Below are 16,009 nucleotides of genomic sequence, written 5' to 3' on the forward strand. Positions count from 1 at the left end.
GCTCGAGAAGGTGATACAATCAAGCCAAGCCCTCGCTGAACCATTTAATCCGTCCGAGCAAAAAAGCATCCATTAAGGATGCTTCAACCCACAAATACTTCATCCAATCGTCTCATTGTGTAGATCAGCTTTCAAGCAAATTCCCTTGTGCGGGAATCGGATGTTCTTTCAGCATTCTTGCAAGATGGATTGTATTATAAGCAAGCATTTCAACATGCTTTTTCGTGAAATCATTTGTTTGCCCGGCGGCGATATAAGATGGACCGGGTCCTGCTTCTCCGACCCAATATGTATCGACATTCGGGGGAATAACAAACCCGATATGCGATAACCCATAGAGAATGGAAGCGGCGGCATGCTTAGCTCCGTCTTCGTTGCCTGTTACAACAACCCCGCCTACTTTATTATAATAAATGGCTTGTCCTTTATCATTTGTCTCCCCACTGCTTCCATACAATCTTTCTATGGCAAGCGTTGCGATACTACTTTTTTCCCCAAGCCAAAGCGGTGTCCCGATAATAAGGATATCCGCTTCTTTCACCTTTTCAAATATCTGTGGCCACTCATCGCCATCTCCCATATCAGGACTCATTCCATAGGAAATCGCATAATCTGCCAGTCTAACGACCTCTGCCACGACATTTTCATTATCATAAATTTGGCAGACCTTCTTCGCAAGCGCCTCCGTATTCGATTCCTCCTCCGAATTTTTCAACGTCGCATTCAAAATAAGTGCTTTCAACGCTCCCATCAAAATCCTCCTCTGTCATTTTGCCTTCTACTCTATTAGTACCCTGTGAGTCCGGTGAAAAACGTCAATCTATTAAGAAGCAAATAAGGACCAAATAAGGTACAGTTGAGTACCTTATTTGGTCCTTATTCTATTTCAACAAACTCCTCCCGGGCACTTTTCACAACTTGTTTCAACTCACCTTCAGGAACACCTTTCAGATAATAAGCAACCGCAGCCTTACCAATGGCATACGTCCCGCCACTCGCAATGCTCGCACTAATAGCGGAACCTGCTCCTGGCAGAACCAGATTCGCAAACTTACTGCCTTGCTGCGCAATCATCCGCAGCGTGAAACCGGTCGCGCCAATTCCACCAAGCGAAACAAGCAGTTCTCTGGCCGTTTTGAACTCCAAATCGCGACCGGACAAATATGCGACAATCATCAAAAGAACTGTCTGCAACGACAATAAGACAGCGATATCTGTCGCGATAATAGGACTTAGCGCAACCGTAGCAGCGAGTGCTGAAAACACTTTGATGAACCGGAGTGCAATTTTCTCGGCAATCTTATTGACCCGTATCGTCATGCCGAGATGGATGGCCGCCCGTATGTCGATACTTTGTTCCAAAAAATCCAGCAATTCCTCGATTCCATAACGACCATCAAATTCAATCGTCAATTCACGGCGTTCTTCCTGGGGCAAGTCATCGGCATCCCGATCCCATTCAATATAAGAAGAAACAGGGATAATCGCCTTCACTCGTGCATCCTGTTCCTTAAAGATCCGCATGAGCTGGGCTTTCTTCTCTTCAATCAAGCCCAGCTTGCCCTTAGGATAATCCGCAGGGTTTTTAATACGGGAAGGATTCAACTCATCCACATGCGTAATAATGCCAACCATCGGCAAATCATATCCCGCATTCAGCATCATCTTTTTCGCGCTATCCACGTCTTTATCGATATGCGCCCGTTCCGTCGCTTTCTGCAAAAAAAGGATCGCATCCGGTCGAAACGCCTTAATGACAGTCGCAAGTTCGGACTCAGCTGTCTGATTAAATGATTCGGATTCACCAATCCCGCGCGTGTCTATCACTTCAAAATACACCTGGCCATCTGATTCATATGTAAACCGCAGTGCTTCCTTCGTTCCAATCTCAACGTCGCTTACTTCCGCCAGATATCTCCCGCTCATAGCATTGATCAAACTACTTTTTCCTACACCTGTCCGTCCAACAAGTACAAAGCGGGGAGGACGGGGATCCTTTAAACCTTCCAACAGTTTATTCAAATCCTTGTCATCTAGCAAAACGTCCATTAACTTCTCCTGCTGCTTACCCGTCAACAAATTACTCGGGATCTTAGCAAGCAAATCTTCCAGGTAGTTATTCAAATTACCAATATGGCTCATTCGTTTCTGTATTTCCTCGAATTGGGGGTTCATAAGGAAAAAACTCCTTTGCTGCATAGTTACAACTTCTTTACCCGTTTTGGATGGAATTCAGTCGGATTTAGATGTTGAATTACCCGTTCCATAAGAAAACCGGAATCTATATGGATGATCGTTATATTGAATTATTGGTTGCTATATAAGTTGAGTCTAGTATTGTCCCTTAGTTAGTAGGTGCTTTTTGTTGCAAAAAGTGACCGTCTATCCTGTTATGACCAGCATTGGCCCGATTATGACCGGCATGAGCCCCATTATGCTCACCATGGCTTCGAATATGCTCGGCATAAGCCTTATTATGACCGCCACAGGTTAATTGAATAAATTCATTTCCATTTTGCAAAGTGGATTTTTCTATCTTGATTAAAAAACTAATGCCATGTCGATAAAAAACTATACTGGAAAAGAGGTTTCATATGACACTCTGCTTGTTTCATTTTCTATCTAAACGGTAAACCGTCCCATATCATTTTGAAGCTTTTCCGCAAGTTCTGCGAGCGTTTGTGCACTTGACGCTATTTCTTCAGTTGCCGCAAGCTGCTCGTCCGTCGCGGCACTCGATGATTGGGCTTCAACTGAGGCTTGCATCGCAATCGCTACAATTTTGCCCGATTCACTCGAAACTTTATCGGTCATTGCCCGAATTTGTTCAATCGTAACAGAGACATTGCCAATTTTTTCTCGCATATCGTTCGCTGCATATTCAATTCGATGGAAAATTTCACCCGTTTTATCGGTTGCCACAAGTCCATCTTCAACACGCTTACTGTTATCTTCTGTACTCAAAACAGCACTTCCAACGACTTGAATCATCAAGTCAATCATTAGACCGATATCTTTGGCAGACTGTTTGGATTGTTCGGCAAGATGGCGTACTTCTTCGGCCACAACCGCAAATCCTTTTCCATGTTCACCGGCCCTTGCTGCTTCAATTGCAGCATTCAAAGCCAATAAGTTTGTTCGATCAGCAATTGCCGTTATGAGCGATGTCACTGTTCGAATGTGTTCAGAATGCGTAGCCATTTCGCTAATAATACCGGCAGATTGCCCGATCGTCGTACGAATCATCGTCATTTGATTTGTGAAATCGTGCATAAGTATTGCCCCGTCACCGACAAGTCGTGTTACTTCTTCGGAAGAAGACAACAACACTTCATTGTCTTTAGTAATTCGATTAATGCCTGTTACCATTTCATCCATGGAAATCGTCGACCCTTTTACAGTGGATACTTGTTGTTCGCTTGCTATCAAGTTACGCACTGTGATTTCAGCCACCATTTCAGAAGCAGCAAGACTTTCCTCCGAACTTGCTGATAATTCTTCCGCATGAACGGCAAGCTGAACAGCGGACTGTCTTGCATTTGTTATCGTTTCACAAAGATCTTCAACCATGCCATTAAAAGCAAACGCCATTTCTCCGATTTCATCTTTGTTGCGAATGTTCACCGCTTCAACAGCGAGGTTTCCGGAGGCAATTTGTTTTAGTGCATCCGTCATCGTTTCGACAGGACGTGCAATACTGCGGCTAATGAGCCGGGCAATGATTATAGTAACGACAACGGCAATGGCTATCAGGCTAGCAATCAGAACTTGAATCCATGCTAATACACTTTGCAGCTCTTTTTCAGTCTGAGCTTGCTCAATACTTTGATGCTTAATCAGTTTTCCTATATTCTCATTAACGGCATCCTCGTAAATCTCTCCTTCGGCTGCTATCTTCGCCGCACTTACCAGTTTGCTTTCTTTCACGTCTCTTATTACGATTTCGCTGATATCCTGATAACTTAAAGATGCCTCTTTAACGGCTTTAAGCAAATCACGTTCAGAAGGAGTTTGTATGAGTTTATCGACTGTTTTTAGTTTATTTTTAAATGAAGCAAGCACTTCATCACGATGAACTAAATAAGAATCCTCTTTGTAAATGATAAAACCATGAATGTTTTTTGCAACTTCGTTTTGATTGGATAACAATTGCTCAAACAACAAGACACTCTTTATATTGTCATCGATGAAATACCGGTACTTATCATTCAATTTCGTTAATGCCCATAATCCGGATGCACCAACAACGATTAAAATGACAAGTATGGATGTGAAGCCAATCCATAGTTTTTTTCCTACAGTAATTCGCATGACCTGAAGTCCCCCTATGTCTTATAGTTATTTATAATTATATGACGTAGGACAAAAGTTTTATGTAATAATTATGTAAAGATTGTAAAGGAATGATAAAGAGGCTACTTCCGTGACAGACGGCCAAAAGGTTGTGTAGGTGAATAACCCAAGAAATTGAAAATGCACCCTGCACAGCTGCTCATCTACTAACGCTATACGCTGGTACCCTTGACGCAATCTTTTTAACTACAAGGGCTATCAGTAAATGTAGTATGCTTTTTTAAAAAGAAAAAAACCCTATATATGTTGAATAACTGAATACGGCATATGCGCTTTACAGGGGCTTGTGGGAGGTCACTGAAAAATCCCCAATACTTGAAGTGAATCGAAAATCCTGCTAATACCGCTTCGACGCTTTGTGGATGCCTCCCGCGATAAGCCAGAAAGGAGACCACTTTCAGTCTTATCGCTTCGGCTACCACGAAGTCGCGTCTTCGCTGGATAGTCTATTTGAGAAAGCGCATTTCTTTTCCTGGGATGAGGCCTACAACTTGGAGTGCGATAAATCGAGCGAATGTGATCAACGAATCGCACAATATATGAGGAATGAATCAGAATTTCTACTAATTACGTTTCGACGCTTTGTGGATGCCTCCCGCGATAAGCCGGAAAGGAGAGCACTTTCAGTCTTATCGCTCCGGCTACCACGAAGTCGCGCCTTCGCTGGATGGTCTATGTGAGAAAGAGCATTTCATTATCTGTGATGAGATCTGTAACCTGGAGTACGTCTTTCTTGACTATAATTATGTTTGCTTGGCCTATGGCGAGAGGCATTCCCTAGCGCCAAGTGTTCTACAATCCATATCCCGAATTACAACCCTCTTTTATTGAGTGTCACAGTAGATTCAATGGGATTCTTTATTTCAACATATATAGTGAATTTCCACTAGGACATTTCTATTTCATCTTAATCGGAACTCTTTTCGTGGCAACCCGAAAAACCGATTTTATTTCGCATTACTTCATTCGCAATATCAAGATTTATACTTTCATCGGTTGATTTTTATTAGGAAGAATGCTTTTTGCGCCGGCGCGTGGGCGACCAAATTTATACCACTGCCTAAAAAGGATAAAGATCAGTAGCAGATCGACTGCATCGCCTCCGTAATACATCAGCAATGCGCCAGTTCTTGCCTGTTCTTCCGGAATGCCTTCCGGTGGGTATGCGTAGATGAATTTTGACAGGATACCATGACCGGCAAGGGCTAGGATGAAGACGGTAGTTCTGTATGGGAAACTTAAACGGTGGGAAACGGGATCGATGTAGAGTAAAGAAATTGTGAAAAAATAGCCGGCGATGAAGACATGAATGTGAATGAAGACATGGAGCAACAGATTTGTATGCATCGCTGCATAAAGATTGGTTGTATAGATAAGCCATAACCCTCCGATGTTCAAGATTGAGGCGACAATAGGATGGGTGAAAAAACGGATTGGGTGTCTTTGTAACAGACGGCTAAGTTTTCTTGCAACATGAACGTTTAGTGTACGCAATAGTAATGTCATAGGTGCTGCGAGCGCGATAAGAAGCGGAGCGAGCATGCCCAGAAGTAGGTGACCCATCATGTGAGCCGTGAAATCGGCATAGGATTGACGAGAGAGTGGGCCGACCACTGCGGCGGCTGCAAAGAGCACGCCTGTAACAAAGGAAGACGTACGTAGCAATGACCATTTACGAAGGTGCCCCCGTTGATTGGTTACTAAAACAGCTCCGATGTAAAATCCAATTGCAAGCAATGCCGAAATTCCAAAAAACAGATCGGTAAAGAGAAAGGAAGCATGATTGCTTGGCTCATGATGCATGAGAAAACGCTCCTTTCCCTTTACGTTGATCGCTTTTGGCTTGGATGGTTAAGGCGATACCGGCGCCAATCATAATGGCTGCGGTAATATTCCATACAAGATCATACGGCAAAATATCCACATTGTATCGGATCTGGTGGATGCGCATGATCTTATGCTGGATTGTCCCGTCATAGAGTTGGAAAATCCCGGCGCCCAACAATTTTCCTCCCCACCACATCTTATGCCACAAAGCGTGATGCCGGCGCAGGTCGGCAAGTAAGAATAGCCCCCCGACGGTCGCGAACCAACTAAATGCGTGAAAGAGCCCATCTGAAACAAGACCGACCGCAACCGTCGATATGTCGTAAAATTTATGCCAATGAAGCAATTGGTGAAACAAGGTTTCGTCAAGAAAAGCAACAAAACCTAATCCGAACAAGATACCTGACCAAAGATTTCGGCGTGCAAACGTTACTTTGTTCGTGGAATATGCTTGCTTATTCTGTAGGGTCTTCATAATGTCTTCCTCCATCTAAAGAAGTTAGTGCTTTTCCAAGTATATCCGCAAGGGGATGGTGGTAAACGGCGTGGGGAAATTGTCTGATGCTAGTCACCGGATGCCGTAGTTTCCCTGTGCCTGCTTGGTAATAGTTTCTGGGTATAGTAAGACTCTATGGAAATAGCAATCAGCTAACATGTAGAAGTGTGCTTTTGTTTGGTATCATTTGACTATAAGGACAATGGACAGGTTATGAAAGACATGCTGTTTTTAAGGAGTGAAAAACATGGAGCGATTTCCGGAAGGCATCCAATTCTGTTATGAGTGGCGTTCTTATCAAAGAAGGATACTAAACGAGCTGGATGGTCATCTTTTGAATGGCCATCTTCATCTTGTAGCGCCACCGGGATCAGGGAAAACGGTCCTTGGTCTCGAAGTAATGCTTCGGCTTGACCAACCGACACTCATCGTGGTGCCGACCGTGGCAATTAGAGAGCAATGGGTTGAGCGGTTTACCGAGCTTTTCCTAGGAAACGAAAAACCGGTCTGGGTATCGACTAGTTTAAAGGAGCCCGGCTTCGTCACCGTGACAACATATCAGTCGCTGCATAGTCTATTTGGTGGGCGTAATGATAAATCAAACAATGATGGTGAGGACCAGATTGACGATGAATTGATTGAGGACAGAGTGACTGGGAATAGCGACGAGGTTATCCGTAGATTTGAGCAGATGGGTTTTGGAACACTCGTATTGGATGAAGCCCATCATCTACGGACATCTTGGTGGCGGACGATGATTGAAGTGAAAAGTCGGCTCGTCGAACCTGTTGTCGTCGCACTCACTGCGACCCCACCTTTTGATGTGAGTGCTTCGGAATGGCAGCGCTATGTTGCTTTGTGTGGTCCGATTGATCTGGAAATTTCGGTACCAGAGCTTGTGAAGTCGTCAGAGCTTTGTCCACATCAGGACTTTATCCACTATTCAATTCCTGAAGCAGATGAAATGATGCGAATTCTTGAATTCCGTGAAGACGTAGATATGTTTATCCAACAATTAAACGCGGATAAGGAGTTTCTTGCTTATCTCGAAAAGCATCCATGGATTGCTGAACCAGAAGCTCATGTTGAAGAAATTCTTTCTAGCCCGGGAGTTTTTTCTGCAATGCTACTATTCTTGAAAAATAATGGTTCACCCGCGTATTTGCATGCCCTACCTATCATCGGAATGAAAGAAGGGCAGATGCCTGAGTTGACGTTGCTTTGGCTTGAGGAGCTGCTTACGGGTCTGCTATTTCACTTAGAGGGAAAAGAAACAATCTTGAAGTCCATACGAATGCGCTTAACTCGTATTGGTGCAGTTGAGCGTCGTAAAGTTGTTCTACTTTCAAACGCGTCCATAAAAAAGGCACTCATACATAGTGCGTCAAAGTTGAAAAGTATAGAAGAGATTGTAAAAGCAGAAAAAAATGTTCTGGGCGATCAACTCCGCATGGTTATTTTGACGGACTACATTCGACTTGCGGATATGCCGTTAACTGAGGAGGATGAGCTTCCATTTGCACGCCTCGGTGTCGTACCAATTTTTGAAATGGTGCGCAGAAAACTTGGCCATTTAGTTAAACCTGGTATCCTAACGGGATCGATTGTTGTTTTGCCGGGAAGTGCTTGGTCGATTTTTGATGAGGTGGCAAAAACCCATGGATTGAAAGTTGTTACGACACCGCTCGAGGCAGATGCCTCCTTTATCCGAATCGAAGTAAGTGCTGGCAATCGACAGCAGATGGTTGCAGTGATGACGGAAGTACTCAATAAGGGCGGCGTCGACGTCCTGACCGGAACTGCTGCGCTTCTAGGGGAGGGATGGGATGCCCCTTGCATAAATTCACTCATCATGGCGTCCTATGTCGGCTCCTTCATGCTTTCAAACCAAATGCGCGGACGTGCGATTCGGACAGATCGGCATGATCTTACTAAAACATCTTCTATCTGGCATCTTGTTTGTGTAGACAGGAATGATGCAGGTGTGGGAACGGATTATGAAAACTTGACGAGAAGATTTCGTTCGCTAATTGGCATTGGTGCAAAACGAGCTATCATTGAAACGGGCATTGCGCGATTGGAGACAGGGGCTCCCCCGGTGACTGCGGAACAAGTAGATGAGTTGAATAGTGAGATGCATCGACGTGCAGGCAAAAGGAACACGCTTTTCGACCGATGGCAAAAGGCGATCGACAATGGCCGTGAAATGACGGAAGAAATTGTCGCGCAAAAACGTTCATTACCACGACCATACTATCTGGATAACACGTTGAAGGGCCTGGCCTGGATCACGGGCTTTATCGCTCTAGAAGCTGTATTCGACTTCAGCAATCTCTTTCGGAATCTTGGCGTGTTTTCGTTTAAGGAAGGAATGACAATAGCGGCAGCGTTGGGACTGCTATTCGCTGCGCCTTCCCTCTATAGGACTGTGAAATTGTATAGCAAGCACCCTTCTGTAGAATCAAGCATGAAGGAAATCTCAGAAACCCTTTATGTGTCCATGCATCATGCGGGTGCAATTACAACACCATTCCATAAAAGGATGATTCGAATAACGCATGATGGTTCAGGCTACTATACATGTTGGCTTGACGAAGGAACGACGCAGGAGAAGACTGTATTCATGAATGCATTGAAAGAATTGCTAGATCCAATAGAAAACCCCCGATACATTCTAATCCGAAAGGCCGGAAAGCTGTGGAAACGGACTGATTATCATGCAATCCCCCAAGTAATCGGGCAAAAAAAGGAATACGTGAACTTCTTTTTAAAAGAATGGGCACACCGAGTTGGAAAAGCGGACTTCATCTACACAAGAACTGCCGAGGGGCGGCTTCAACTATTAGAAGCAAGGATGAAGGCGTTGTCAATTAAGTTCGTTCCGAAAGCGGAGCGTACCAGTGGATGGCGATAGATGAGGGATACGAGATCGTGTAGCAAGGGATCTAAATGAGAACAATTACAGTTGAATATTTTCTTCATAAAAAGTTTCCTTATACTAATAGGACTTGTTTATAGAATAGTAGTAATCGAGGTAATACTGAAGTGAGGTTTTCATTAAGGACCAAGTAGGGTGCAGTAGTGTACCTTATTTGGTTCTTTTTTTACTCACTGGATAGTGGAATAAAAGAAAATCGCTTTCCTGCTTGCACCTTACGCAACGTAATGATTTATAGTGAACTTACCGGTAAACAGCTAGCGCAAAAAAAGGAGATGGCTATGAAAGAACAGTGGAAAGTGGGAGACCTTGCCAAGTTAACAGGGTTAACCGTAAGAACATTACGATACTACGACCAGATTGGATTATTTTCACCATCTGAATACTCCGAATCCGGGCACAGGCTATACAACAAGGCGGATCTTGCAAGGCTACAACAAATCCAGTCACTAAAACAAATGGGCTTGTCATTAGAAGAGGTGCAGTTAGTGCTAACAGGTAGCAACAGCATCAGCGCCTCAGAATTAATCTTCACCCAAATGGCACGTTTGAAAGAAGACATTGGAATACAGCAGACCCTTTTAAACGAGCTGGAACACGTCTCAGTTTTAATTCACAATAAGCAACCCTTGCAATCCAAGGATCTAATCAAACTATTAGGAGCGATGAAAATGAATCAAGAAAAGTATTTTACCAAAGAACAGTTGGATAACATGAAAGGGCAGTATAAAAGCATGGATGCGGAAACCATGAAAAAAGCGGAGCAAGAATTTACAACAGTGCTGAATGAAATCCGCAACCATATGCAACAGGGTAGCCCAGCAACAGACTTAAACGTTCAACGCCTAGCCAAACAATGGCAAGAACTCGTAGACATGTTCACACCGAAAAATGACCCTGAATTCATCAAGGCGGCAGAGAAGTTTCATGCCGAAAATCCGGGGAATGACTTACAGTTTGGTGTGGATGCTGAGGTTTATCAGTATATTGGGGAGGCTTTGCGCGGGAATTGAATAGGTTAGGGCATTATAAAGAGGATGAGCTTTTTAGTTCATCCTTTTTTGAATGAATAAAAGTCATGATAATCGTTACTAAAAAGTGCGATTTGAAAAACTATTGTAGGAGATTGGATAGATAAGTAGATCTCGTTCAAATTAAATATTTCCATGGCAACTATATGGTATGATTTGTTTATATTAACAGATAATTCTTTTGGGTATTTTTGGAAAAATAAGATTAAGAATAGGTGATTACAATCAAAAAAATAGTACATGTTGTTGGGGCAATTATAGAAAATGAAACCGGTAAAATCCTATGTGCACTTCGAGGACCAGAAATGACCTTGCCAAATTACTGGGAGTTTCCAGGTGGCAAGATTGAAGAAGGTGAAACAAAAAAAGAGGCCTTACTGCGAGAAATTCAAGAAGAGCTTGGTTGTACGATTGAAGTGTTTGATCAAGTTGAAGATACGACATATGAATATGAAAAAGTTATCGTGAGGCTAGAGACGTTTATGTCGAAAGTTATTTCTGGAACCCCCATGCTTTCGGAACATGCGGAAATAAGATGGATTTCGAGAGAAGAGTTATCGTCATTGAACTGGGCACCTGCCGATATTCCAGCAGTAGAAAGGGTGTTGACACGATGCATGAAGGAATTTACGAGCAATTAATTAATGAAAAGATTCGTGTTGAATTAGATCAGTTATCCCCTGACCTGTATGCTATTGAGACCGAGAAAATGGATGTAGAAGAAGCAAGGGTTTACTTATCATCTTACATAGCGGCAGTCACTCGAAAAGCACTTTCCTATATTCGAGAAGACGCCAAACAAGGCGATGACAATGCAATTCTTCAGCAAATTCAAACGTGCAATGAAATTATTCAAGTTCTAAACAATAGGCTCAAAGACGAAGAATTTGCGGATTTAAAGCTTGAAGAACAATCAGAGGTACTTACTTCTGTACATAAGAAAATAAACACAATGCTCACAATTAAACAGGAGAAGCCAATACGACCGGTAACATCGCTTTCACAAAGTTCACTTTTTACAGGTTCTCACGCCGAGCCTAACATGCTTGAAGAATTAAGAAAAGAAATTGCTTCTTCAGATGAAATTGATTGGCTCGTTTCATTTATCAAATGGTCGGGGCTTCGTATTATTTTGAATGAACTTCGTGAATTTACGGAGGTACGAGGCGGACGACTTCGAATTATAACAACATCTTATATGGAAGCAACAGATTTTAAAGCGCTTGAAGAATTAAGTAAACTACCTAACACTCAGATTAGAGTTTCGTTGGATAAAAAACGGACACGCCTGCATGCAAAAGCGTACTTGTTTAAAAGAAATAGTGGATTTAGTGCGGCTTACATAGGATCTTCAAATTTATCAAATCCTGCCTTAACGTCTGGTCTTGAATGGAACTTGAAAGTGACAGAGAAAGATTCTTTCGATATTATACGTAAATTTGAAGCAACTTTTGAAAGTTACTGGAATGACGAAGAATTTAAATCACTAGCTGATGAAGAACAAGAAAATTGGAAAATGTTACGTCAATCATTAACGAAGGATGCAGTAGCAGAAGAGAATGAACAGTACATTTTTGATATTCAACCCTATTTTTATCAACGAGAGATATTAGAGGAACTTGAAGCAGAGAGAGTTATCCATGGGCAAATGAAAAACCTTGTTGTAGCTGCTACTGGGGTTGGGAAAACTGTCATATCAGCATTTGACTTTAAACGTTTTTTACGGGAAAAGCCAGATGCAAAATTATTATTTATAGCACATCGTGAAGAAATTCTTCGACAAAGTATGATAACATTTCGCGCTATCTTAAAAAATGCGAATTTTGGTGAGATGTTTGTCGGTACTCATCAACCGACCACATTTAATCAACTATTTATGAGTATCCAAAGCTGGAACAGCAAAAAAATGAAAGGAAATACGGATGAGGACTTTTATGATTTTATTATAGTAGATGAGTTCCACCATGCGACTGCGCCTTCATACCGTAAGTTATTGGAATACTACAATCCCACCATATTGTTAGGTTTAACGGCAACGCCCGAACGAATGGATAATGAAAATATTTTAACCTTTTTCAATGATCGAATTGCTTCAGAAATGAGATTGACCGAGGCCATTGATCGGAAATTACTCAGTCCATTTCATTACTTTTGTGTTACAGATAATGTAGATTTGACGGGGATTAAATGGTCAAGAAAAGGTTACGACATAGGGGAATTGACAAATGTTTATACATCCAATCACCGGCGTAGCGACCTTGTCATCCAGAGCATAAAGAAGTATGTTACATCACTTGATGATGTGAAGGGATTAGGTTTTTGTGTTTCCGTTGAGCATGCACTGTATATGGCATCCTATTTTAATCGAAAAAACATTCCATCCATTGCCCTTCATGGGAAATCATCACCTGAAGAAAGACAGACTGCTCAACGGAATTTAATTAGTGGCAAAATCAATTTCATTTTTGTTGTGGATTTATATAATGAAGGAATCGATATTCCGGAGTTGAACACAGTTTTATTTCTTCGACCAACTGAGAGTCTAACTGTGTTTTTACAACAACTTGGACGTGGATTACGTCTTGTTGACGGTAAAGAGTGCCTTACGGTACTTGATTTCGTTGGTCAAGCACATAAAGACTATCCCTTTGAAGAAAAGCTACGTGCACTTGTAGGAAGAACAAATCATTCAATTCGCCATTACGTTGAAAATGGCTTCTTTCATTTACCAAGAGGCTCCGTTATTCAAATGGAGAAGCAAGCGAAAGAGTATATCTTACGGAATATAAAAGCAACTAAGAATTCGAAGAAATACCTAATCTCCAAGTTAAAATATTTTGAAGAGGATTCGGGAAAAACATTAACGCTTCACAATTTCCTGCGCTTCCACCACTTAACCCTGGCTGAATTTTATGGTACAGGGAGAAATAGAACTTTTGAAAGGTTAAAGGTTGAAGCGGGAATAGCAGTTGACTTTACATCTGATTTTGAAATGGTTGTCATGAAAAGGATTCATACGTTATTTCATTTTGATTCTGTGGAATTATTGAAGTTTTATCGTTCTTATTTGGAAAGTGGAAACATAACCAGCGAAGAACAGCATCGAATGGTTGCCATGCTCTATTACTCTTTCTTTAATAATCCACCAGCAAACTTTGGATTTAATTCCATGCATGAAGGACTGCGAGCGCTTTTGTCGAATGATCGATTGAAAAATGAAATTCAGCAAGTTCTAGAAGTTTGCTTTGAAAGTTTACGATTTCTTGAAAGAAAGTCGCCATTTGAGTTCATCTCACCGCTTCGCGTACATGCACATTATACAACAGACCAAATTCTCGCGGCTTTCGGTTATTTTAATAACGAAAAAAGTCCTGCATTTCGTGAAGGGGTGAAATACTTCTCGGATGAAAAAACAGATATCTTTTTTATTACGCTAAATAAATCAGATAAAGATTTCTCACCATCGACCTTATATGAAGACTATGCTATCAATGATCGTCTGTTTCATTGGCAATCTCAAAGTCGAACGTCTGATACAAGTCCAACAGCGCAAAGATATATGCAACATCAACAAACAGGAAATAAAATAGCGTTATTCGTGAGGGAATACAAAACGGAATCAGGTTACACAGCGCCGTTTATCTTTCTTGGAACTGCCAATTATGTAAGTCATTCAGGAAGCAAGCCAGTCAGTCTCGTATGGCGACTTAATGAGCCAATGCCAGCTAACTTGGTGCCACGTGCGAATAAGAATATCCTGTGATTTATTGAGCAAGTGGGTTACGAAGAAAGAAAATAATTACGATGTTGTAATTCAAGTATTTTAATTTGTGAAAGAGGAACGGTACCAAAAATAAATAAGGGTTTAAATGTTTTAGAAACGTTCAAATTTATAAGTAAATGTATGTACATTAGGATTGTTTGAGTGTAAGGACTACACACCCGAAATTAAGTCCGTTTTCATAACTTCTCACTTTTAAGACAAGCTATATAAAAAGGAGAAAGGTGATCTTATGGATAATAATTATGGATTACGTAGTTCGTGGTATGAATAAACCCTTCACACCACAGCTTGTCTATTTTGAGCCCAATGCACTTGAATATCCGCTTGGAAAAGAACTGAAGGAAAAGTTTGAGAAAATGGGGATTGAAACGCGCTTTACGACATCACATAATCAGATTCGGGATTTGCCGGGTGATACGGACGCGCAAAAATACCGTATCGCGAAATCCACCTTAGTCGTAGGAATTCGAAAAACGTTAAAATTCGAGACGTCCAAACCGTCAGCCGAATATGCAATCCCTCTTGCGACAGGGTGTATGGGGCATTGTCATTATTGTTATTTGCAAACGACGATGGGCAGCAAACCCTATATTCGAACTTACGTTAACGTGGAGGAGATTTTTGAAGCGGCTGATCGCTACATCGAAGAACGTGCACCTGAAATTACCCGATTCGAAGCTGCGTGTACATCCGATATTGTGGGAATTGACCATTTGACGCATTCATTAAAAAGAGCAATTGAACATATTGGTCAAACGGAATTAGGTAGGCTACGTTTTGTAACGAAATTTCACTTTGTAGACCATTTATTGGATGCCAAGCATAATGGCAATACGCGATTCAGATTTAGCGTAAACGCTGATTATGTTATTAAGAATTTTGAGCCCGGCACTTCTCCTCTGGATAAAAGAATCGAGGCTGCCGGGAAAGTGGCAAGAGCCGGTTATCCACTAGGCTTTATCGTTGCTCCCATTTACCTTCATGAAGGCTGGGAGGAAGGCTACCGCCACTTGTTCGAACGACTTGACGAGGAATTGCCGCAAGATGCAAGAGAGGATATTACATTTGAGTTCATTCAACACCGATTTACGAAGCCTGCAAAAAAAGTAATTGAAAAGAACTACCCAAAGACAAAATTGGAGTTAGATGAAGATAAAAGGCGATACAAATGGGGGAAGTATGGAATCGGTAAGTATATTTACCAAAAGGACGAAGAGGATGAAATAAAATCGTATTTATACGGCTATATGGAAAAGTACTTTCCGAATGCGAAATTGGAGTATTTTACTTAAGCAAACGAAAAAAGCGTATGGGCCCGAGGGAACTGGGGCTTTACGCTTTTTCTCGGCGGATTGAATAAGTCACCGTCTATTGTACACTCAACTAACTGTTTTCTGACCAAAGTTAAACACCGCCAAGAATATCCGATGAAGGGGAATCACCGATCTTAAGCCCGCGAGACTTATCGGTAATCTGCAACTGCTGATAGAAGTATTCGAAAATTTTTACTTATCGTTTCTGGAAACCGACTTCTTCAGCTGTAAAGATAATGTATTAAAAATCGGTTTTGGTAGAAGATA

General features: G+C 41.8%; 10 protein-coding genes. 5 read left to right on the top strand and 5 right to left on the bottom strand.

Annotated elements, in window-relative coordinates:
- Positions 1 to 124 precede the first annotated feature (124 nt).
- From MKZ11_RS04880 to MKZ11_RS04900, 5 genes are all read right to left on the bottom strand, one after another.
- Positions 125 to 751, bottom strand: coding sequence for a flavodoxin family protein (locus tag MKZ11_RS04880; protein ID WP_340792891.1), 627 nt, complete (start codon positions 749 to 751; stop codon positions 125 to 127).
- A gap of 125 nt (positions 752 to 876) precedes the next feature.
- Positions 877 to 2,175, bottom strand: coding sequence for a GTPase (locus MKZ11_RS04885; protein WP_340792892.1), 1,299 nt, complete (start codon positions 2,173 to 2,175; stop codon positions 877 to 879).
- Between the two features lie 447 nt (positions 2,176 to 2,622).
- The gene (locus tag MKZ11_RS04890; protein WP_340792893.1) at positions 2,623 to 4,311 is read right to left on the bottom strand and encodes a methyl-accepting chemotaxis protein; all 1,689 of its coding nucleotides are present in this window, start codon (positions 4,309 to 4,311) and stop codon (positions 2,623 to 2,625) included.
- A 1,023-nt stretch (positions 4,312 to 5,334) separates the two neighbouring features.
- Positions 5,335 to 6,156: a cytochrome c oxidase assembly protein gene (locus MKZ11_RS04895; protein WP_340792894.1), complete on the bottom strand. Its 822-nt coding sequence runs from the start codon at positions 6,154 to 6,156 to the stop codon at positions 5,335 to 5,337.
- Complete coding sequence (locus MKZ11_RS04900) at positions 6,146 to 6,655, bottom strand: DUF2243 domain-containing protein (protein WP_340792895.1); 510 nt, start codon at positions 6,653 to 6,655, stop codon at positions 6,146 to 6,148. Before MKZ11_RS04900 ends, MKZ11_RS04895 begins: the two co-directional genes overlap by 11 nt.
- A gap of 268 nt (positions 6,656 to 6,923) precedes the next feature.
- Here MKZ11_RS04900 and MKZ11_RS04905 point away from each other — a divergent pair, with 268 nt between their 5' ends.
- From MKZ11_RS04905 to splB, 5 genes are all read left to right on the top strand, one after another.
- Positions 6,924 to 9,590 carry a DEAD/DEAH box helicase family protein gene (locus MKZ11_RS04905; RefSeq protein WP_340792896.1) on the top strand — a complete coding sequence of 889 codons (2,667 nt, stop codon included), beginning with the start codon at positions 6,924 to 6,926 and terminating at the stop codon, positions 9,588 to 9,590.
- A 251-nt stretch (positions 9,591 to 9,841) separates the two neighbouring features.
- A complete protein-coding gene (locus MKZ11_RS04910; protein ID WP_340792897.1) occupies positions 9,842 to 10,627 on the top strand; it encodes a MerR family transcriptional regulator in 786 nt (261 codons plus the stop codon).
- Positions 10,628 to 10,869: 242 nt separating this feature from the next.
- Positions 10,870 to 11,286, top strand: coding sequence for a (deoxy)nucleoside triphosphate pyrophosphohydrolase (locus MKZ11_RS04915; RefSeq protein WP_340796919.1), 417 nt, complete (start codon positions 10,870 to 10,872; stop codon positions 11,284 to 11,286).
- Entirely contained in the window at positions 11,259 to 14,408 is a 3,150-nt protein-coding gene (locus MKZ11_RS04920) for a DEAD/DEAH box helicase (protein WP_340792898.1), read from the top strand. Before MKZ11_RS04915 ends, MKZ11_RS04920 begins: the two co-directional genes overlap by 28 nt.
- A gap of 284 nt (positions 14,409 to 14,692) precedes the next feature.
- Positions 14,693 to 15,721: a spore photoproduct lyase gene (gene splB / locus MKZ11_RS04925; protein WP_340796920.1), complete on the top strand. Its 1,029-nt coding sequence runs from the start codon at positions 14,693 to 14,695 to the stop codon at positions 15,719 to 15,721.
- The last annotated feature ends 288 nt before the right edge of the window (positions 15,722 to 16,009 follow it).

This window comes from Sporosarcina sp. FSL K6-1508 (assembly GCF_038007465.1).
GTDB lineage: Bacteria > Bacillota > Bacilli > Bacillales_A > Planococcaceae > Sporosarcina > Sporosarcina psychrophila_B.

What these genes read in the sequence shown, in the direction of transcription:
- MKZ11_RS04895 (WP_340792894.1), bottom strand. Translation starts at nt 6,156, where the DNA reads ATGCATCATGAGCCAAGCAATCATGCTTCCTTTCTCTTTACCGATCTG.
- MKZ11_RS04905 (WP_340792896.1), top strand. Translation starts at nt 6,924, where the DNA reads ATGGAGCGATTTCCGGAAGGCATCCAATTCTGTTATGAGTGGCGTTCT.
- MKZ11_RS04890 (WP_340792893.1), bottom strand. Translation starts at nt 4,311, where the DNA reads ATGCGAATTACTGTAGGAAAAAAACTATGGATTGGCTTCACATCCATA.
- MKZ11_RS04910 (WP_340792897.1), top strand. Translation starts at nt 9,842, where the DNA reads ATGATTTATAGTGAACTTACCGGTAAACAGCTAGCGCAAAAAAAGGAG.
- MKZ11_RS04880 (WP_340792891.1), bottom strand. Translation starts at nt 751, where the DNA reads ATGGGAGCGTTGAAAGCACTTATTTTGAATGCGACGTTGAAAAATTCG.
- MKZ11_RS04900 (WP_340792895.1), bottom strand. Translation starts at nt 6,655, where the DNA reads ATGAAGACCCTACAGAATAAGCAAGCATATTCCACGAACAAAGTAACG.
- MKZ11_RS04885 (WP_340792892.1), bottom strand. Translation starts at nt 2,175, where the DNA reads ATGAACCCCCAATTCGAGGAAATACAGAAACGAATGAGCCATATTGGT.
- MKZ11_RS04920 (WP_340792898.1), top strand. Translation starts at nt 11,259, where the DNA reads ATGCATGAAGGAATTTACGAGCAATTAATTAATGAAAAGATTCGTGTT.
- splB (WP_340796920.1), top strand. Translation starts at nt 14,693, where the DNA reads ATGAATAAACCCTTCACACCACAGCTTGTCTATTTTGAGCCCAATGCA.